Source organism: Acinetobacter sp. PC34, from assembly GCF_051789135.1.
Lineage (GTDB): Bacteria > Pseudomonadota > Gammaproteobacteria > Pseudomonadales > Moraxellaceae > Acinetobacter > Acinetobacter johnsonii.
Window position 1 is genome coordinate 2283705 of the sequence record NZ_CP196664.1, and the last position, 21831, is coordinate 2305535.

General features: G+C 41.9%; 13 protein-coding genes and 2 pseudogenes. 5 read left to right on the forward strand and 10 right to left on the reverse strand.

Going from position 1 to position 21831, the window contains the following annotated elements; all coding sequences use genetic code 11:
* Window positions 1-13: 13 nt before the first annotated feature.
* Complete coding sequence (locus tag ACSC9N_RS11145) at window positions 14-1630, reverse strand: alkaline phosphatase (protein ID WP_010326315.1); 1617 nt, start codon at window positions 1628-1630, stop codon at window positions 14-16.
* A gap of 354 nt (window positions 1631-1984) precedes the next feature.
* Between ACSC9N_RS11145 and ACSC9N_RS11150 the strand changes: the two genes are divergently transcribed.
* A complete protein-coding gene (locus ACSC9N_RS11150; protein ID WP_010326313.1) occupies window positions 1985-2638 on the forward strand; it encodes a flagellar biosynthetic protein in 654 nt (217 codons plus the stop codon).
* 121 nt (window positions 2639-2759) lie between these two features.
* On the opposite strand, the gene ACSC9N_RS11155 is transcribed toward ACSC9N_RS11150, so the two are convergent.
* Entirely contained in the window at window positions 2760-4979 is a 2220-nt protein-coding gene (locus ACSC9N_RS11155) for a TonB-dependent receptor (protein WP_171253705.1), read from the reverse strand.
* A gap of 197 nt (window positions 4980-5176) precedes the next feature.
* Between ACSC9N_RS11155 and ACSC9N_RS11160 the strand changes: the two are divergent.
* Window positions 5177-5942, forward strand: a pseudogene (locus ACSC9N_RS11160) (IS5-like element ISAba31 family transposase).
* A 105-nt stretch (window positions 5943-6047) separates the two neighbouring features.
* Here ACSC9N_RS11160 and ACSC9N_RS11165 read toward each other — a convergent pair.
* From ACSC9N_RS11165 to ACSC9N_RS11200, 8 genes and pseudogenes are all read right to left on the reverse strand, one after another.
* A complete protein-coding gene (locus ACSC9N_RS11165) occupies window positions 6048-6980 on the reverse strand; it encodes an IS5-like element ISAha1 family transposase (protein WP_004637176.1) in 933 nt (310 codons plus the stop codon).
* 354 nt (window positions 6981-7334) lie between these two features.
* A complete protein-coding gene (locus ACSC9N_RS11170) occupies window positions 7335-9056 on the reverse strand; it encodes an acetyl/propionyl/methylcrotonyl-CoA carboxylase subunit alpha (protein ID WP_010326311.1) in 1722 nt (573 codons plus the stop codon).
* The gene (locus ACSC9N_RS11175; RefSeq protein ID WP_010326310.1) at window positions 9056-10639 is read right to left on the reverse strand and encodes an urea amidolyase family protein; all 1584 of its coding nucleotides are present in this window, start codon (window positions 10637-10639) and stop codon (window positions 9056-9058) included. The genes ACSC9N_RS11170 and ACSC9N_RS11175 overlap by 1 nt, the downstream gene beginning before the upstream one ends.
* Window positions 10640-10673: 34 nt before the next feature.
* Window positions 10674-11480: a putative hydro-lyase gene (locus ACSC9N_RS11180; RefSeq protein ID WP_010326309.1), complete on the reverse strand. Its 807-nt coding sequence runs from the start codon at window positions 11478-11480 to the stop codon at window positions 10674-10676.
* Window positions 11473-12255, reverse strand: coding sequence for a LamB/YcsF family protein (locus tag ACSC9N_RS11185; protein WP_010326308.1), 783 nt, complete (start codon window positions 12253-12255; stop codon window positions 11473-11475). The genes ACSC9N_RS11180 and ACSC9N_RS11185 overlap by 8 nt, the downstream gene beginning before the upstream one ends.
* A gap of 35 nt (window positions 12256-12290) precedes the next feature.
* Window positions 12291-13545 (reverse strand): annotated as a pseudogene (locus ACSC9N_RS11190) (NRAMP family divalent metal transporter).
* Between the two features lie 345 nt (window positions 13546-13890).
* Complete coding sequence (gene mumR, locus ACSC9N_RS11195) at window positions 13891-14802, reverse strand: LysR family transcriptional regulator MumR (protein ID WP_004694273.1); 912 nt, start codon at window positions 14800-14802, stop codon at window positions 13891-13893.
* Window positions 14803-15143: 341 nt separating this feature from the next.
* The gene (locus ACSC9N_RS11200) at window positions 15144-18107 is read right to left on the reverse strand and encodes a heavy metal translocating P-type ATPase (RefSeq protein WP_058952085.1); all 2964 of its coding nucleotides are present in this window, start codon (window positions 18105-18107) and stop codon (window positions 15144-15146) included.
* Between the two features lie 82 nt (window positions 18108-18189).
* Between ACSC9N_RS11200 and ACSC9N_RS11205 the strand changes: the two genes are divergently transcribed.
* The 3 genes from ACSC9N_RS11205 to lon all read left to right on the forward strand — a co-directional run bounded on the left by ACSC9N_RS11205 (window position 18190) and on the right by lon (window position 21825).
* A complete protein-coding gene (locus ACSC9N_RS11205) occupies window positions 18190-18585 on the forward strand; it encodes a MerR family transcriptional regulator (RefSeq protein WP_010326305.1) in 396 nt (131 codons plus the stop codon).
* A 71-nt stretch (window positions 18586-18656) separates the two neighbouring features.
* Entirely contained in the window at window positions 18657-19247 is a 591-nt protein-coding gene (locus ACSC9N_RS11210) for a 5-formyltetrahydrofolate cyclo-ligase (RefSeq protein ID WP_010326304.1), read from the forward strand.
* Between the two features lie 148 nt (window positions 19248-19395).
* The gene (gene lon, locus ACSC9N_RS11215) at window positions 19396-21825 is read left to right on the forward strand and encodes an endopeptidase La (RefSeq protein WP_010326303.1); all 2430 of its coding nucleotides are present in this window, start codon (window positions 19396-19398) and stop codon (window positions 21823-21825) included.
* The last annotated feature ends 6 nt before the right edge of the window (window positions 21826-21831 follow it).

The following is a 21831-nucleotide window of genomic DNA, read 5'->3' on the forward strand; positions in this document are numbered from 1 at the left end:
TGATATCCCTCTGCTATAAGCCTGTGATCTTACGAATGAGGTGATTGACCTCAATATTTTCAAGGCTACCTGAGAACTGATCGGCTCCCTGACCAATCGCACCTAAAAACACATCTGCACCGCCATGCGTTTCTTTATCTTTATAGCCCGTTTGAATCACAGCTTCTTGTTGGAAATCATCCGCAGCAGTGCCCGTACACCAACCCGTTTCAGCCAAAGGATAGGTGAAACTATATTTTTCACCTTGTGGTGCCTTTGGCCCTTGTACAGGATGACAGACATCAGTGTCTTTTAAGTTCAGTACCAAGTCATCCATACGGTTTTGAGTGGGGCGTTTTTTGCCCGTACCAAAACCGATAATCGGATAAGGTTGACCATGAATATCTTGAGCAAAGCCCGCTTGATCATAGTTTTTTACCAATCCAAGCACACTGGTTTCCTTACCTTCGACGTATTTTCCTGTACGCTTGGCATAACCATTTAAAACCAAGGTGTGATCATGGTCGGCTGTGATTACAATCAGTGTATTTTTAAGTTCAGGATCACTTTGTTTAAGCTTTTGAATGGTTGCTTCTAAAGCATCATTTAAGGCAATCGTGTCTTGTAAAGCACGTTTGGCATTGGTGTCATGCAGCGCATGATCTATACGCCCGCCCTCCACCATCAGGAAAAAACCTTTTTTATTTTGCGTCAGGATGTCTAAAGCAGACAGCGTCATTTGCTTGAGACTCGGCTCTGCCAAGTTTTTCTTGGTGCGATCCAAGTCGTAATTTAAATGGCTGTGATTAAATAAACCCAATAATTTTTCATTTTTCGCCAGCTGCACTTGGGAGAGTTGGTTTTCATCAAAAACTACGCGGTAGCCTGCCTTTTGCATCTCGGTAATTAGATTGCGCCCATCAGTACGCTCTCCGTCTGCATCTTTAGGCAAAAATTGACGCTTGCCGCCGCCTAAAACCACATCCACTCCATCTTTGAGTTTTGGGTTATATCTTTGATAAGCATCCCCTTTTGAACTCGGCACCAGCTGTGATGCAATATCATTTTCAGCATCACGGTGGCAAATATGCGCATAAGTCGATGCTGGTGTGGCATGCGTGATCCGCGTCGTGGTCACAACCCCTGTCCCCCAACCCTTTGCTTTGGCTAATTCGAGTAAAGTCTGTGTGTTTTGCTTATTTTTGTTTTGTGGGTTAGTCCCGCACTGGTTATTCCCTACTGAATCAGGTTCAACTGCAATTGTCCCTGTCTGCATCGAGATCACCTCATTTTTCATCTTCACACCGGTCATGTACGCACCCATCGAAGGTGCACTGTCAGTGACTTGCGCATCTTCAGAAAAGGTACGAACAAAGGCAGACTCAGGTAACCGATCAATTGCTAACTGACCATCTTCACCGACAGCATAAATGCGGGAAGCGGTAAGTGTAGTCATGCCCATTCCATCACCCAAGAAAAACACTACACGTTTCGGTTGTTGGACTTTTTGTTGTTTGAGTAGTTGTACTGCATGAGTTGGTTGAGCTTGCATTAAATCACTACTTTGACAAGCGGAGAGAAATAAAGCATTCAAACTTATATATGCCACACTGATTGTTTTTAATTGGAATTTTTCAAGAAAACCGAGCATTGCATCAACCCATCTAAAGATGGCTGAAACATACACTTCGGATATTTAAATCCGATGACATTTAAGCATCAATATAAATTTACTCACTTTCGAAACGCTTTTTCATTTTTTACAATTATCAATATTAACCATCAAATTTGTAACGCAATCTAACGTCTTTATTCTCATTTGACAATGGTTATTATTTACTTTTTGGTAAAATTCAATCAAAATCCCCCAGCCTTCTACAAACCAATCTTTTGAATTACTGCTAAAAATGAAATAGTTAAGCTTTTTTATAACGTATCTTATTAACTTTATGCACTTTTTTACAATAACCACCACTCTCGGGGATCTTAAATGAAACGCTCTTCCATGTTACTTGCTATAGGGCTCTTAATAACCACTCTTTCAGGCTGTGCGACATCACGCGGATTGATTCAAGTTCCAACGCCTAATACTTCCGCATCCTCTCAAGAAGTGCCGAGTTCTAAGAAAGCAATTATCGCGCTGGTCGAAGATAATAGAACATTCCAAGACAAACCCACCACACCTGATATTCCGTCTTTAAAGGATGGTTTAGCCAAAGCAACTACTGAAGAAAAAGCAAAAGCTGTTGCGCGTAAAAGAAATGGCTACGGAAAAGCGTTAGGCGATATTCTTTTAGAAAAAGAGACCGTGTCTGAGTTATTACAAAAACGCACAACTCATGCACTTAAACAATCAGGTTATGAAGTCATTACAGACAATGAAACCAATCGAGCAAATGCCGATCTAATCCTCACCATTAAAATTAATAAATTTTGGTCATGGTTCCAGCCTGGATTTGCGTCAATCAAAATTCACTCAGAAATAGATACAAATGTCGTGAATGCGAAAGACTTGAATACAGCCCCTCTCCACATTTATAGCAAGGTGACAAAATCAGCTCAAATTGCCAATGGTACGAAATGGGTAGAAAACATTGATGGGGTACTTGATGATTATGAGTCTAAATTAATTTCTGCATTGCCAAAAGCAAATCCATAAATAGCTATAAAGTAAAAAAAGCCCTATGTAGAGGGCCTTAAAAGCTAACGAATGTTATACGTTAAAACTTGGGCCATTCTTTAATGACCCATGTTTTTTTAACCACAAATAAAGATAAGTACTACCACTTATGACTATAAGAAACTTTTAACGTTGCTCCATTCGCTACTAAGTGACTTGTGTTGTCACCAGATCTTAGCAATTGGCTATAAAGTGGGTAATATTTTCGGTTAAACATATTTTCTAAACCAATAGTTACAATATCTTTTTTGTTAAGCGCAAAACTACTGATTAAGTCGGCCGTTGTATAAGATTTCACATCATAACGACCAAAACCGTTTACGCCATTCAACCTGTAGTCCTTCGCACCAAAGTAAGTTGCCTGTAGTCTATTCGTCCAAGTATCAGTTGGACTATAAGAGATGTAACCAGTCAATTTTAATGGTGGGATTCTGAAGCCCGTCATATCTTGTTCTTTATTCGTGTTTTGTGGAGTTTCACGACCTTTCATCCACGTTACACTCCCCCCAGTCCCCCAAACATTAACATCATCAATGTAGTCAATAGTTGCTTCAACACCAGAAACTTTCTCTTTTGTTCTAGCAAGAACCAATCCATTGTTAAAAGATTGGACACCTCCAAGGTCAGAGGTTGAATGGAATACGGCAAAACTAGATGAGATATTTTTAAAATCACCCTTCCAACCCAGCTCATAATTATCAACTTTTACAGGTTCTAAAAATGATGAAGCAAGGTTAAAACCGACTCCAGCATTACGTATAACTAAACCAACATCAGGAAGTTGAAAGCCTTGATTAAAAGAGCCGTATATCGAGTGTTGATCAGTTGGAGAGAAAGTAAGATTTGCATTATATAACCATGCATCAGCTTTAACTTTACCCCCTTGGACTGTATAAGGGTTTGGTTTACCTAACTGAGATAATGGGATGAAACTATCGATTTCAGCGTAACTATCTTCATAACGAGTTCCAATCTCAGCAGCCCATTGGTCATTAAATTGATGCTTAAATTGAACAAATCCGCCAAGACTTTGAGTTGTGAGCTCAGGCAAATAAATAAGATTCCCAATTTTAACAAACTCTAGACCACCAGACTGATCATAAATTTGAGGGTCAAAAATATCCAAGGGCATCTCGCTCTTTTCACGACTAAAGTCACCGCCCCAAACGACAGTTGTATCACCCAAGAATTCAAGTGGAGTCGAGACTGTTAAGCGACTACCTAGGACATTATTTTCTTGGTAAATTTGATCTACTTGTTTTCCACGATTTGCATTACCACGCGCATCAAATGGTGAGAAGCGAGTAAAGAAGTCTCGATAGTAAAGTTGTGCATCAACTTTATTTCCTAATAAATCTTTATTGATATAGGTCAAATTATAGATTTGATTTTCATTTTTATTTTGATCTTTTAATTTTAAACCTTTAATTGCTTGAGCAGGTACACTACCAAGAGGATATTTTTTTGTGCTCGTATCAGCTGCATAATCAGAATCTTGTTCTGCATTATAGTAATTCGCCGCAAGCTGTAGGTATTGATTGTCATCAATATGATAGCCAATTTTACCCCCTATGCTATAGGCATCAGCATCATAAAGATCACCTTGACTGGGTTCTGGAGCAACTCTATCACCACTGGCATCATATGGACTACCAATACGTTGATAGCCAAAGTCCAATGCATAGTCAAAATTATCCAAGCTTCCCGTAAAATATTGGTGAATATCCCCACTTAATGCATCTGTACGGAAATTAGTTAAAGGGCTTTGTAAGCCAATAACAGTTTTAGCTGTAGGTTCTCCACCAGCAGCTTTAGTTGTTATAGATATAATCCCGCCTGCTGCACCACTACCGTAAATGGCGTTGCTTCCTCGAATAACTTCAATATTTTGAATACTTTCCGGATCAATAGAAGAAAGACCTCTAGAAGTATCACGCGTTAAATTCATCGGAACACCATCAACTAAGATAAGTGCATTTCGCCCACGTAATGTTTGTCCATAATCTGTAATTGTACGACTTGAATCAGATAAGCCAGGCACAGCTTTTGCTAAAACAGTTGCAATATTCCCTGAAGAACCATTTTTTAAAAGTTCAATTTGTTTTTCATCTAAATTTGTCACTTGTTTTGATTTTTCTTGTACTTCATCAGCACGTGAGGCAGTGAATGTCATTGTTTCTAACTGTTGTACAGTATTTTCTGATGGAGAAACCTTTTCTGAGTTTTCTGCAAAACTCGAATTAGAAATGAAAATTACACCTGTTGTTGCTAATATTGGGAAAAGTTTTTTAGACATAGATATTGAAGAGGGCTTTTTCATAATTTGCAAATAGTAATAAGAATTTTTATCAAAATAATTCTTGTTTACTTTCCAGTCAATTTTTTTATCAAATAACTTTAAATTATTTATTGTAAATAAATAATTTAAAGAAAAAACTAGGGTGTGTTGACACTTTTAGCTTAAAAAAATAGCGAAGTAGTAAAATCAAATCGCCAAACCCAATTTTACTATTCGCTATGCCTCGTACCATGCTGACAGATCAACACTGGCAAAAGTTGAAAGTTATTCTGCGTAATTTATCCATTCACCACAACTCAAATTTACGCAATTTTATTGAAGCTATTCTCTATAGAATTAGAACAGGCTGTCCGTGGCGAGATATTCCTTGTTGTTTTGGTCATTCAAACTCTATTTTCAAACGTTTTAATCGTTGGTCAAGCAGCGGTAAGTTACTTAGATTATTCAAATTACTAGCCTCATGCCCCGATATGGAGTGGATTTTTATTGATGGCTCTCATGTACGTGCTCATCAACATTCTGCCGGCATAGCGAATCAATCTATTTCTAAAAGTGTAGGAGGAAACTCCTCAAAAATACATTTGATTGTTGATGCACATGGCAATCCTATTGATTTCATGATTACCGATGGAACCACACATGATGTTAAAGTTGCACCTGATTTAATATCAACATTAGATTTAAAAGAGACAAAAGTGGTATGTGCAGATAAAGGCTATGATTCAGAACCACTGCGTGAACAGATCAGGAAAACAGGGACTAAAGCGAATATACCAAAGAAAACAAATAGCCAATCGAACAATGACCATATGGACTGGTATTTATATAAAATCAGGCATTTAGTTGAAAATATGTTTTGTAGATTAAAGCAATTTAGAGGAATAGCTACTCGATATGACAAGCTCAAAAGAAATTATCAAAGTTCTGTTGCTTTAGCCTGTATATTTTTATGGCTACCTTTATAGGGTTAATTATGAACAGTAAATGTCAACAGACCCTATTCAGCTGTTTTGATACGTAATTTTCTAATATTGAAGGGCTTTGTTGCACAAACATTCAAAAGCTAAACTTCTTCCAAGTTATCTAAATTTAAGTGGCAACTTGGGTGTGAGGTCGGCCTAAATCTGTAAATTTATTTAATACGGCCACACGTGCATGAATCTCATTGACTTGGCTTTGAAAGTTTCTCGCACGGAGTTTATCGCCTAATAATTTGATGCAATGCATCTTGGTTTCTATCAGACTTCTGCGATGATAGCCTGACCAATTTTTCCATATTGTTCTTCCTAAACGTTTAACTGTTCGAAGTAATTCATTTCGCTCTAGCGAGCTGGTCTTTGTATCTTTCCAAGGTTTCGCATTTTTTCTTGGCGGAATCACCGCATGTGCTTGTCGGTCTGCAATTACTTGACGGCATTGCTTGGTGTCATAAGCCCCATCAGTATAGACAGAGTCAATCTGCTCATCTTGTGGAATCTGATCGAGTAAATCACCAAGCACTTGTGAATCACTCACATTATTTGTAGTGAGTTGAATAGCGCGTATTTGAAGGGTTTCAGCATCTATACCAATATGAAGTTTACGCCATTGGCGACGATATTCAGGTTGGTGTTTCTTACGCTTCCATTCACCTTCGCCTAGAAACTTTAAGCCAGTAGAATCGACGAGTAGCTGGAGACCATTACTGCTTTTTTGATAGTTAATTGCAATATCAATATGCTTTTGTCTTCTGCAGATGGTGGAATAGTCTGGTGCTGTCCAATCTAATCTACAAAGATGAATGAGACTTTGCACAAAGCCAGTGACCATGCGTAAAGAAAGACGAAATAAGGATTTGATCATTAAACAGCATTGGATGGCTGTATCTGAATAAGTTTGATTTCGACCATGTTTACCTTTGGGTTGAGCGTACCATTGAGTCTTGGGATCAAACCAAATTGAGAGATTTCCTCGATTTATTAATGCACTGTTATAAGAAGACCAATTGGTTGTACGATAGATTTTAGGTGTGGGCTTATTCATTTGAGAATTATATTGTGGAATAAGCCTTTAGAGATAGGTTTGTGCAACAAAGCCTCTTCGGAGTACTTTATTTAGTTAAAATAATAATTACATACAACGCTAATACTCTTTCATTTTTATTTTTCAAGCTTATAGTTTTCATCTTGTCTCTCTGCTACCAAACAAAATGATTATTGAATATCTCTATCTCTTAAAATAACGCTTTTATTGGACTATTAAATCTTTATCGAACCATTTTTCCACTACATTTGTCCATAAAACAAAGCCAATCAGCCCTCAATTATTAAGAATTTCTAAATGAAAAGCCTGACTTAGCTAAATGCTGCATCAGGCTCATTCACATGATTTAATTTTTTAGCAAATCGATCCAATAATATGCTCTGCGTGACAGGTCGCTCCCTGCTGAGCTGTCAACTGAATTACCCCACTTTGATGTGCAAGTACAGGAACTTCCATTTTCATGGCCTCCATAATCGCAACCACTTGCCCCTCTGCAACCTGCTCCCCGTTTTCTACTTTCCAAGCGCTAATTACGCCATTGATTGGTGCAAGTAAGTGTTCAGCACTCACTGCTGTTTCTGTAGCCGGTTGGTCTTGAAACGTCATTGTAGGGTTTTGTGCAAACATACCCGCAGGTAAGCCTAAACGATGTAATTTCCCATCAATTTCAATATAACTGAGTAACATCGGCTGTTGATGATTCGGAATACTGCGTTTCGTTGGCTTTAAGTCCTGTTTAAAATCATTTTCAATCCAACGAGTATGGACATTAAATGTGTCGGTAAAATCAGCTTCATTTAATACAGCACGATGAAAGTCTAAAACCGAAACAACACCTTCAATTTTAAATTGCTTCAGCGCACGTTTAGCGCGAGCGATCGCAATTTCACGGGTTGGGCCTGTGATAATCAGTTTTGCCATAAGCGAATCAAAATGACTCGACACCAAAGAACCAGTACGAACACCTGTGTCTACGCGTACGCCCTGGCCAAATGGTGCTTCAAATAAACTCAATACACCAAATGCAGGAATGAAGCCGCGAGCAGGGTCTTCAGCATTGATACGAAACTCAATGGCATGCCCCTGCACTTTCGGGGTTTCTTTGATTGAAAGTTCATGGCCTTGAGCCACTCGAATTTGCTCAACCACCAAATCGACTTTGGCCGTTTCTTCCGTGACAGGATGTTCCACCTGCAAGCGGGTATTTACTTCTAAAAATGAAAGCTTTCCATCACGGCTTAGCAAATATTCAACGGTACCCGCACCGACATAGTTGGCTGCCTGACAGATATTTTTGGCTGAAGTTAAAATTTCTTCATAAATTGCATCGCTGATAAAAGGCGCTGGGGCTTCTTCAACCAACTTCTGATTACGACGCTGTAGCGAACAATCACGTGTACCTAAAACCACTACATTGCCATGTTGATCGGCAATCACTTGCGCTTCGACATGGCGAGGCTGATCTAAGTATTGCTCAACAAAACACTCACCGCGGCCAAAGGCAGCTTGCGCTTCACGTACAGCCGAATCATACAGCTCTTTTACATCTTCCAGTTTCCAAACGACTTTTAAACCGCGACCACCACCGCCAAACGCGGCTTTAATCGCAATAGGTAAACCAAACTGCTTTGCAAACTCGAGGGCTTCATCAGCATTATGTAAGGGGTCTTGTGTGCCTTGAACTAAAGGTGCACCCACTGAAGCAGCTATCTTACGTGCTTCAATTTTATCACCCAATTTTTCAATGGCGCTTGGCGATGGCCCTACCCACTTTAAGCCTGCATCAATTACGGCCTGTGCAAATTCAGCACGTTCAGATAAAAAGCCATAACCCGGATGCACCATGGTCGCTTTGGATTTTTTAGCAACCTCAAGAATGGCTGGAATATTCAAATAAGTTTCACGTGCAGTTGCACCCGCCAAACCCCATGCTTCATCCGCCAGTTCGACATGCATACTGTCCATATCGTCATCAGCATATAAAGCAACCGATGAAATACCCATATCACGGCAAGCATGAATAATACGAACGGCAATTTCACCACGGTTTGCAATTAATAATTTTTCAGTAGTCATCATTCATTCTCAAAATCTGTAAATTCGGTCATTTTTTTAAATTTGATTTGGCAATCTGCTGGAATCTGTGCCACCAAGTCCCAATGGTGCTTCGCCACAGCCGCAATCACGGGGTAGCCACCAGTTAAAGGATGGTCATTCATAAACAGTACAGGTTGACCGTTTGGCGGAATCTGCAAGGCACCAATACAAGTTCCTTCACTTTCCAACTCATGAGTAATTTTGCGCTGCAACGGCTGCTCACCTGAAAGCCTCAGTCCAACCCGATTACTTTCATTGGTCACAAGCCAAGCTTGCTGACATAAGCGCTCAATGCTCTCTACTTCGAACCAATCCGTTCGCGGTCCCATTACAATGTCGAGCTCAACCACATCGCCGACTTTGGGCAAGTGTAACTTCGCAATTTCGGTATTACTGATATTTGAAACTTCAACCTGTCCTTGATTAACCGTATCCCCCATTTTTAGAGGTTCTGGTCCTAATACAGCCAAACTATCAAATGAGGCGCTATTCAGCACAGGCTGTACGTCGATACCACCACGAATCGCCAGATAATTTCTTAGCCCTGCCGTCGGTGCTTGAATCTGAAATTCATCACCTTCATCAAGGGCAATCGCTTGATAACTCTCAAAGTCAGCCTTTTGGTCATCACTAAATTTCACGTGGATGTTTGAAATTGCTCCCGTAACCGCAATGACTGCGGACTGATGCATTTTGGCTTTCAAACCACCATTTAAAATTTCAATCACAGGCGTCGGAGTTGGGTTACCGACAATTCGATTTGCACTGTGCATCGCCGATACATCCATCGCCCCTGCAACACCAACCCCAATCTTGGTCTGGTTAAAACGCCCTTCATCTTGGATCAGCATCTGTAAACTCGGTGCTGTTACCGTAAACAAAGGCATGGATTGTTTAGGTTCAACTGTACGAGTGACTTGCTGTGGTACGCTAACCGTGGTCGGTTGATGTGTGACATCTTCAAAATGTACTGTCATCCCCGGTAACAGTAGCGCTGGATTTTTACGTTCCAAATCCCACATTTTTTCAGCAGTCGTACCGATCAACTGCCAGCCCCCCGGACTGTCTTTCGGGTAAATCCCTGAATATTGTCCTGCCAGTCCCAAAGAACCCGACGGTATTTTTTTACGTGGCACAGCTAAACGAGGAATATCTGTAAAAGGTCGATCGGGACTGCTCATATAAGCAAAGCCCGGCGCAAAGCCAATAAAAGCCACATTCCAAACACTTTGACGATGCTTCAAGATAACTTCAGCAATTGAAAGCCCTTGTAACTCTGCAACTTGAGCAAGATCTTCGCCCGTATAGCAGATAGGAATAATCAGCTCTTGGACATTACGCTCAACGCCTGAACCAATTTTTATAGTCTGAATCGAAGCAACCAGTGTTTTAAAGGTGGTTTCGATTTCATTAAAAAACACTAAAATTGTTTTTGCAGCAGGGACTAAGTCTTTAATTCCATTCAATTGCATCGTGTGCAATTTATTGTACAACGCCAATGTTTCCTCTAGGCTGGCAAGCTCTATGAGAAAACAATCCGCGTTTACCGATAAAAAACGCATGTGCCTATCCTTTTTAATTGTTCTTTCGTCCCGCTTAACCTATCCATGCACGATCAGGAATGTCGGTAATGAACATATGACCGGGTGCATGGCTAATGGCAAAAGGAATTTTTGAGTTCATCACCGCCGCTTGTGGGGTTACACCACAAGCCCAAAACACAGGAATTTCCCCAGCCTCAATACGTGAAGCATCACCAAAGTCTGGCTGATTCACATCACGAATGCCTAAACCTTCAGGATGTCCAATATGTACAGGCGCACCATGCACACTTGGCATCCGTGCTGTAATTTTGACGGCATCCGCGATTTGATGGGATGGAATTGGACGCATAGAAACCACCATATTGCCCGAAATACGTCCCGCAGGCTGACACTGAATATTACTCAAATACATCGGCACATTGGTCTGATCATGGATATGACGAACTTCAATGCCCGCCTCTTGCAATGCAGTTTCAAAAGAGAAACTACAGCCAATTAGAAACGTCACCAAGTCAGGATGTGCATGATAAATGTCACTCGCATCCGTTACTTCATCGACCATTTCACCCTCTTTCCAGATGCGATAACGTGGAAAGTCGGTGCGTATATCTGAGTTTTCTGCCAGTCTTGTGGCATAAACACCTTCCTCTAGCACGTCTAAAACAGGGCAGCTTTGCGGATTGCGATGTGCATACAGTAGAAAATCATAAGCCCAATCTTTAGGTACCGAAATCATATTGACCTGCGTCATGCCCGCAGCCATACCCGCCGTTGGTTTGTCAAAGCCTGCACGAATTTTTAAACGTGCGGCTAAAGCGGCTTCAAGCTGCGCTGAATCGACTCGGATATCCTTATACATTGCTTACTTCCTCATGCTTTAAGACAAAGGGACGAATTTCAATATGATGATTTAGCAGTTCAGCTTTAATCGCAGCCGACATCTCTAAAGCACCTGCGGTGTCACCATGTAAGCAAATCGTGTCCGCTTGAATAGGGGTAAATACACCATCAATCGACTCAACGCCGCCATTTTTCAACATAGACACCACACGGCGTGCCACAAAGGCTGAGTCATGTAAAACAGCCCCGTCCAAACGTCGTGAAACCAATGAACCATCACTGTTATAAGCACGGTCTGCAAATGCCTCAGATACAACCTTTAAGCCTGCTGCACGTGCTTGCTCAACCAAATGGGAACCTGCCAGTGCCACCAAAACCAGTTCTGGGTTATACATTTTAACGGCATCAATCACCGCAGCGGCCTGAGCGTGATCGTGTGCAATGGTGTTATACAGTGCGCCATGTGGTTTCACATATTGCACGTGAGAACCAGCCACTTTAGCTAGACCATCCAGTGCAGAAATTTGATACAGCACATCGGCAATCAGCTCATCACGTGACACATCCATATTGCGGCGACCAAAACCAACGAGGTCTGGATAAGATACATGCGCGCCAATCGCGACGTTTAATTCAACAGCTTTACGCAGTGTCTTTAAAATCCCCAGCGGATCTCCTGCATGAAAACCACATGCAATGTTGGCACTTGTCACCACGGGTAGAATTTGGTCATCATTGCCCATTTTCCACGAACCAAAACTTTCACCTAAGTCACTATTTAAATCTACAAACATGGCTTAATTCCTTTATCACTTCACCGTCTACTGGCTTAAAGTTTGGTTAAATAATTAAAGACTGTGGTAAAGGACATATAGCCCATCCACCATGTCAACATACATGTGAGTACACCCAAAATAAGTAACCATTTTGGATAGTTATAATTCCCCATCATATCTTTACGGCAAGCGGCAACATAAACAAAAATAGTTAAACCAATCGGCAGTACCAAACCATTAAAGCCACCAACGAAGATCAATAATCCAGCAGGGGTCGCGCCCAGTACGACATACAGTAATAAAGCCAAAGCGATAAATGTAATGGTGGTGTAATTGGTTTGTTTTGGACTGAGGTTTTTCTTAAATGCGGTAAAGAATGAAACCGAAGTATAAGCCGCGCCAATGGTACTACTGATCCCTGCTGCCCAGAAAATCAGACCAAATAATTTATAACCGAAAGTCCCTGCGGCATATTGAAAAGCTTGTGCTGCTGGGTTGGCATCATGGCTGGCTAAATCAATGCTTGCACCACTCACCACTACGCCCAAGAAAGCTAAAAACAGCACATAACGCATGATGCCCACAACCACAATACCTTTGGTTGCAGCTCTTGCGACTTCATCAATATTTTCAGGGCCAACCGCGCCTTTATCCAGTAAACGATGGGCGCCTGCATAACAGATATAGCCGCCGACCGTTCCACCAACAATCGTGGTGATGATGGCAAAATCAATCTGGTCGGGTGCAAACGTTTGATGAACAGCTTGGCCCACAGGTGGCATCACAATGACAGCAACAATGATAATCAAGATGATTTTGAGCAACCCCAAAACGATCATGCTTTTATCCATCGCCAGCGTGGCTTTTCTTGAAGCAAAAATTAAAATGGCTAAAGCACCACTTAAAATGCCGCCCCATTTAGTGTCTAACCCAAATAAGGCATTGAGACCTAAAGCCGCACCTGCAATATTACCAATACTGAAGAAAAAGCCACCCAAAATGACCAGAAAAGCCAGTAAATAACCACTGCCCGGCAAGGCTTTATTGGCAATATCCGAGGCACGCATTTGCGTCAGCGTTACGACACGCCAAATGTTTTGTTGAACCACATAATCAATCAAAATAGACACGAGAATGGCAAAGCCAAACGCCGCACCCAATTTCACAGTAAAGACCGCGGTTTGAGTGAGAAAACCAGGTCCCATGGCGGAGGTTGCCATCATGAAGATTGAAGCAACAATGGCCCATTGGCGATCTGATAAAAAAGAAGATTTTAATAAAGACATATTTAATGCGTTCCTCGTCCATTTGAGCTTAATAACGCTATTTTCAAGTTGAACCAAGAACATCATTTTGTTTGCAAATTCTGTTCTTAAATCCCTTTAACTGACAAAGATTCCCTGTTGCCCAACCAAAGCCATGGCGGATCAAATCTTCTATTTGAAATAAGAACATAGGCAAGCGCGATGAACAATACGACTTTTTACATCCATTATTAAAACTAAATGGCTGTATTTTATTATTTTTTATTTATTAAAAGTCTAATGATAAATTTTACTTATCACGCACGATAAGCTGCTTTTATAGTTTTTCAAACAAATTACGTTTTGAGATAAAGAAACATCACTTGTCAAAAAACTGCGTACGCCTCAATTATTTTTTAATTTTCTCAAGCAATCTTTTCATTGCGCTTTCAGAAACAGTGACTGCGACATCGGTTAATTTCTCTTTCAAGGCAGCATCATTTCCTTGCATATAAATCGAGGTGAAATGAAAGGTCTTGAGCTGGATCGGGGTATTTAAAATTTCCAAGCGACCATCGGTAATTTCCTTTAGCGCCGTTAAGGTCGGCACAACGGCGATTCCCAAACCTTGCTCCGCAAGACGCAATAAGGTCGCAAGCGAATAACTGGTAATTGAAAGCGGCTCATCCAGTGCCTGCTCTTTCATTTTGGCCTTGAGCTCTTTATAGGGATAGGTAATTTTTGGGTAAGTTAAAATGGTATGAGACATCAATGCCTTAAATGACATTTGCCCCACACCACCTTTAAAAGAAGGCGCTGCCAAGAAACTCAGTTCAAAGTCGCACAGCGCCTGCTCTACACACTCGAAAGCCAAAGTCGGACCCAGCAAAAAGGCCATGTCCAAATCTCCCGTACGCACACCTTCTTGCAAATTTGGGGTTAAATCCACCACAATTTCCACAGAAACTTTGGGAAACTCTTTTTGCACTTTTTCGATATATTCAACCAACCACGTATAAACGATGGTCTCGGAAACGCCTAAACGAATTGTTCCTGTGAGGTGCTGGTTTTCAGTCAGCTCAGCCACCAAATCGGTTTCTAAACGCATAAACTTTTCAGCATATTTAAACAGGGTCATGCCTTTATGGGTGGGTTTAAGCTGTCGAAAGCTGCGATCTAGAACTTTAAAACCTAAATCATTTTCAAGAGAGGTGATTTTTTGTGAAACGGCAGGCTGAGTCGTTTGTAATTTTGTGGCAGCCTTATTGAAACTATTTAAAGTCACAACCCAATAAAATGCTTCTAGATTTTTTAAATTCACCCTGAATCCTGCCTTTACTCCATCCCGCTTATAGTACGGCAGTTCCCACTATTTTTTAAGTTACTGTTTTATATAATTTCAAAATGTCTCACGAGATGATGATCATTCAAGCGCTATGCCTTGCCCAAATACATCTATTTTGCGTCTTATACAACCTTACTCGCTCGAACCGGATCAAGGCTCTTTAAATCAAGTTTAGTCAAAAAAAGACGCTTGTAAAAATCAATGTTTATTCGCGCTGCACTTCATCCCATCACGAATCATCATAAAAAAAGCACCTTTGTTAAAAAGATGCTTTTTTTAAACTCAACTGAAAAGGGAGTGTAAAAATCTAAAAGCGCTTATTTACTCTTCTGTAAACGTAAAGCATTTAAGACTACGGACAATGAGCTCAATGACATAGCCACCGCAGCGAACATTGGGGTGAGTAATAACCCTGTTAATGGATAGAAAATTCCTGCTGCCACAGGTACACCTAAACCGTTATACACAAAGGAAAAAGCAAGGTTTTGTTTCATATTCCGCACACCCAGTTTCGCCATATGTAGCGCATCGGCTGCGCCACGAATATCACCTTTAACCAAAGTCACTTGTGCGGTTTGTTTAGCAATATCGGTTCCGTTCCCCATTGCAATTCCGACATTGGCTTGTGCCAAGGCTGGTGCATCGTTAATGCCATCTCCCGCCATCGCCACAATTTTACCTTGGGCCTGATATTTCTTCACGATGTCCAGTTTTTCAGTTGGAGTGCAGTTGCCATATACATGCTGAATCCCCAGTTCTTTTGCGACTAACTGTGCATTCTGCTCATGGTCACCTGTTGCCATCACCACTTCAATGCCATCAGCCATCAATTGCTTAATGACCTCTTGCGCATTTGATTTAATCGCATCGTGAATAGAAATATAAGCCAGCACTTCTTGGCTATTGCTTAAGAAACTGATCACATTGCCTGTCGCACGCTGCTGGTTCAACTGGCTTTGCAAAGTATCATCTAAAGTGATGCCGAGCTGTTCAAGCAGCTTTTGGCTACCAATATAGAGGGTTTGCTCGCCAATCTGACCTTTGACACCAAAGCCAGTCACATCCTCAAAGTCTGCCACTTTCAGCAACTGCTGTGAAGGCACAATTTGCGTCAAAGTCTGTGCAATCGGGTGACTTGAATATTGCTCAATCGAAGCAATCCACTGTTCCGCTTGCGCTTGGTTCACATTTGGGCTGAGCAACTGAATTTCTTTAAGGCTTGGTTTACCTTCCGTCAGAGTCCCTGTTTTATCGACAATCAGGGTATTCACTTTACTTAAAGCTTCAATCGCCTCTGCATCTTTAAATAATACCCCTTTTTGTGCCGCGCACCCTGTAGTGGCCATCACGGACATTGGCGTCGCCAAACCCAGCGCACATGGGCAGGCAATAATCAATACCGCCACCGCACACATCAGAGCCAAGTCAAATTGCGCACCACCAAACACCATCCATGCAACGAAAGTCAAAACACTAATCAGTAACACCACAATCACAAAATACTTGGCAAACACATCGGCCAAACGTTGTAACGGTGCTTTAGAACGCTGTGCTTCTGCCACCGTCTGAATCATTTTCGCCAAAGTGGTATTCGCCCCGACCGCCGTGGTTTGAATACGAATACTGCCTTGTTGATTGACCGTACCACCAATGACTGTGTCATGCATTTGCTTTTTCACAGGTACAGGCTCCCCTGTCATCATGGCTTCATCGACATAGGTTTTGCCTTCCACCACCACACCATCTAGTGGAATCTGTTCACCTGAAGAAATCTGTAGAATATCCCCCTGCTTCACCATGCTAATTTCAACTTCAACCACCTGATCGGCTTGTACCAATTTGGCAGTATTCACTTGTAACTTTAACAAGGCTTTCAGCGAATCTGCGGTTTTGGCACGCGCTTTCAGCTCCATGATTTGCCCCAGCAAGCTTAAGGACACAATCATACAGGCTGCTTCAAAATACACCGCCACGCCATGCCCTGTTTTGGCTGCCATCGGAATCAAACTTGGGAAAATAGTCGCCACCACACTATAAATATAGGCCGCTAACACCCCGACACCAATGAGGCTCCACATATTTAAGTTGCGGGTTTTATACGAGGTCCAGCAACGCTCAATAAACGGTTTACCCGCCCATAGCACTACAGGAGTCGCTAGGACCAACTCAATCCACGGCTGAATATGCGGTGAAATGAAACTATGAATATGTGAACCCATCGCCAGTACAAATACAATCAACGTAAGCGGCAAAGTCATCCAAAAGCGATGGCTAAAATCCACCAATTCAGGGTTCGGTGCATCATCTAAAGTCGGTTGCATCGGCTCGAGTGCCATACCACAAATCGGACACGTCCCCGGTCCCTTTTGTACAATTTCAGGGTCCATCGGACAGGTATAGTCCATATCCGCCGCCCCTTCAGGCACAGGACGCTGATCGGGTGGAATCAGATAAAATTCAGGGTCAGCCTTAAACTTATCTAAGCACGAAGGATTACAAAAATAATAAGTCTGTTGCTGATAATCCGTTTTTAACTCTGTATTCGGATCGACTGACATGCCACAGACAGGGTCCATAAACTCAGCTGATCCAGATGGAGCATGATGTTCATGTTGATGTTTCCCACCACCACAGCAACTACTTTGGGCAACTTCTACCTTCGGCTTGGGTGCACAGCAACTTGCTTTGCTGTCTGGTTCTATTTTCGGCTTAGGCTCACAACAAGATGTTTTTTTCTCTGTCTCTTTCGGAGTTGATCCACAACAGCCAGCAGTAGAAGTAGACACCGATGCTGCATCTTCAGTTTTTACATAAGCCTCTGGGGTTGCAATAAACTTTTGCAAACATTTTTCACTACAAAAATAGTAGTCCTGTCCCTGCCACACGGTATGCGGTTTAGTTAAATCTGTTACGGTCATACCACACACAGGGTCAATAAATGTGGTCTTCTCTGCATCTGACACAGGTTTTGATCCGCAACCACAACCTTTGGAAGTAACTACAGCACTTTCCTCTTTCCCCTGAGATGAAGCATCGCTTATATCTGTTTTGGATTGACTACAACAAACACTGGGCGCCCTTTCTGATGTTAAGTAAGCCTCTGGATTGGCCGAAAATTTCTTTAAACAGCCTGAGCAACAAAACAAATAACGAACTGATTGATACTCATACACATGAGGAGAGTCCTCTGCGACCGTCATCCCACAGACAGGATCGATATTCACCACCATCGGCGCTAATTTCTGTTTGGAACAGCAAGACGTTTTGTGTTGCTCACTCATTCTGACTCACCTTTTATTTTTTGATTGTGTTAGCATAAAGTCTGTACCTAGGTACTGAGTCAAGCCTTTTGGAGATTATTTTATGCTCACTATCGGCAAGCTGGCAAAACACTGTCAAGTGAATGTGGAAACCATTCGTTATTATCAACGGATCGGTCTGATGCGTATTCCTGAAACCACACAAAACTATCGCTACTATAGTCAGCAAGATATTGAAACCTTAAGCTTTATACAAAAAGGTAAAGATGCGGGCTTACAGCTCAGTGAAATTCAAGATCTACTACATTTGCAACTGGATGACCGTGAAAAAGTCCGTGATGTGATTCAGCAACGACTGGAAAAAATTGATCAACGGATTCAAGAGCTGAATGCTTTGAAACAACGCCTTTCAAGCTGGGTGGATGAATGTAAAACCACCACCGACAGTTGCTGCCCAATTTTGCAAGAGCTAAAAAAAGGTTCAACGATTGCACCATAAACAGATACCATCTTTGAAATTTGACGATCATTTTCACACACACCTTTTCGATTCTCAGGACTGCGTTCACCATGTCGATTGAACTTGCCCAACTCAGAAAACAGCTTCGCAAACAACGCAGACAAGTTTCCGCCTATCAACAGCAGCAGTCCGAACTTCAAATTTTACAACGTTTAAGACGTGTGCCCGAATTTAAACATGCCACCCGTGTCGGGATCTATCTACATGCTTTTGGGGAAATTCAAACCCATAAAATCATTGAATATTGTTTTCATCAAAAAAAAGCAGTGTATTTACCGATGATTTGCAATATGAATCAGCGCTTAGTGTGGGTCAAAGTTTCACGTCATCAATTTCAAAATAAACGCTTTTCTCACCATCCGTTGGGTATGCAAGAGCCTATGGCAACACGTGGTCAGCACGTTTCACATTTAGACCTATTACTCATGCCCTTATTGGCGTGTGATCCTTATGGCACACGCATTGGCATGGGTGGTGGTTTTTATGACAAAACCTTGGCTTCTGCGCCCTATCACCGTCCGTTTCGTTTGGGTTTGGCCCATCACTTCCAGTTGGTGCCACAGCGCTTAATTCGAGAAACATGGGATCAACCTTTGGATGGGCTGCTGACCCCTCAACAGCATTTACGCTTCAAGCGCTAAAATTGACATTTTTGACTGTTGAGAATACTTAAAAATCACATGTTTAGTCATTTTTTATACAATTTATTTTGACCTGCCCTTGTATTTTTTAAAATACCCATCACTATAAAAAACATGGCAACACCGTTGTCACTCATTAGGAGTGCCCATGTCTGAAATTATTATGAATCAAGAAACCTTAGAGCCTCAGGTTCCAAGTGTATTACCACTTTTAGCGTTACGTGATGTGGTGGTGTATCCGCACATGCAAATTGCGCTATTTGTAGGTCGTGAAAAATCGATCAATGCAGTTGATGTGGCTCGTAACAGTGACAATCTAGTATTTGTAGTTGCTCAGAAAGATTCTCTTTCAGAAGAAATTGATCACGACAACTTATATCAATACGGTACTGTCGCGAAGATTGTGCAAGTTGTGAATCATGAAAATGATGAAAACTGTATAAAAGTATTAATTGAAGGCTTGCATCGTTCAAAGCTAGAAAAAATCATTGATGAAAATGATTATCTAACCGCAGAACATGCGCTTAGCCCAATGTCAGTCCACATTGACGAAACCACGCAAGAAACACGTGTCCAAGAATTACGTGCCCTATTTGCTCAATATGCTGAAGCAAAGCTGCGTAATGCACGTGAACTGATTGCTGCTGCGAACAAAATTGACGATTTACTGCAGTTGTTATTCTTCGTAGCGACCCGTGTTCCACTGAATATTGATGTGAAGCAAAAATTCCTCGAACACGATGAGTTTGAAGCCCATCTACAAGAACTGATGACGTATTTATTGCAGCAATCTGAAGAACAACAGATTGAGCAAACTTTACATGACTCAGTGAAGCGTCAAATGGAGAAAAATCAACGCGAATACTTCCTCAATGAAAAGATGAAGGTGATTCAGCGTGAGCTTTCTGACATGAATGGCGGCGCGGAAGATGACGTTGCTGAAATTGAAAAACGTCTTGCCGAAGCTGATTTGCCTGAACACGTGCGCAAAAAAGCTGAAAGCGAATTCCGTAAGCTTAAAGCGATGCAACCTGCGTCTAGTGAAGCGGCTGTGGTGCGCAATTATATCGAGGCCATTTTAGATACGCCTTGGAATAAAGCCAGCAAAGTCAGCATTAACTTAAGCAAAGCGCAAGAAATTTTAGATACCGATCATTACGGCTTAGATGACGTAAAAGATCGTATTGTGGAATATTTAGCGGTTCAATCTCGCGTGAAAAAACTCAAAGGCCCAATCCTTTGTTTGGTTGGCCCTCCAGGTGTAGGTAAAACTTCACTGGGTGAATCTGTTGCGAAAGCGACAGGTCGTGAGTTTGTGCGTATGGCACTCGGTGGCGTACGTGACGAAGCGGAAATCCGTGGGCACCGTCGTACTTATATCGGTGCGATGCCGGGTAAAATTGTGCAGTCTTTAACGAAGGTCGGCGTGAAGAACCCATTGTTCTTGCTCGACGAAATCGACAAGATGGCACAAGACTACCGTGGCGACCCTGCTTCTGCGTTGCTTGAAGTACTCGATCCATCACAGAACAGCAAGTTTAACGATCACTATTTAGATCTTGATCTGGACTTGTCTGAAGTGATGTTCATTTGTACTGCGAACAGCATGAATATTCCAGAAGCCTTGCTTGACCGTATGGAAGTGATTCGTCTACCGGGGTATACCGAAGATGAAAAAGTGAATATTGCTGAGCGTTACCTTGTTCCGAAAGCAATGAAGAACAATGGCCTACGTGCGAAAGAATTGACTGTTCATGAAGAAGCGATTCGTGACATCGTACAACGTTATACACGTGAAGCCGGTGTGCGTAGTTTAGAGCGTGAAGTCTCTAAAATTGCCCGTAAAGTGGTAAAAGAAGCGGTCAGCAAGAAGGCGAAAAACCTACAAGTCGACGTGACTTCGGCTAACCTTCCAGACTACTTAGGTCCACATAAGTTTGACTTTGGTATGGCGGAAGACGAAGCCCAAGTGGGTCGTGTCAATGGTTTAGCATGGACTTCGGTCGGTGGTGAGTTGTTGACCATTGAAGTTGCAGCGGTCAAAGGTAAAGGTAAATTCATTACCACGGGTTCACTCGGCGATGTAATGAAAGAGTCCATTACCGCAGCTATGACTGTCGTGCGTACCCGTGCAGATGAATTGGGTATCGAATCGACCCGCTTTGAAGAAACCGATGTTCACGTGCACTTACCAGAAGGTGCAACACCGAAAGATGGTCCATCTGCAGGTTTAGCGTTAACAACTGCATTGGTTTCTGCTTTCACAGGCATCCCAATTCGTCCAGATATTGCCATGACAGGTGAAACCAGTCTTGGTGGTCGTGCAATGCGCATTGGTGGCTTGAAAGAGAAACTACTGGCTGCACACCGTGGTGGAATTAAGCTGGTCTTCATTCCTCAAGACAACGTCCGTGATTTATCTGAAATCCCTGACAATGTCAAAGAAGGTTTAGAGATTAAAGCGGTGAAATCGATTGATGAGATTTTACCACTGGCGTTGACCTCTATGCCTGAGCCTTTGGTCAAAGCACCAATAGTGAAAGCGGTCGATGAAGGCAAAAAAGCTGCACGCCACTAATTCGGC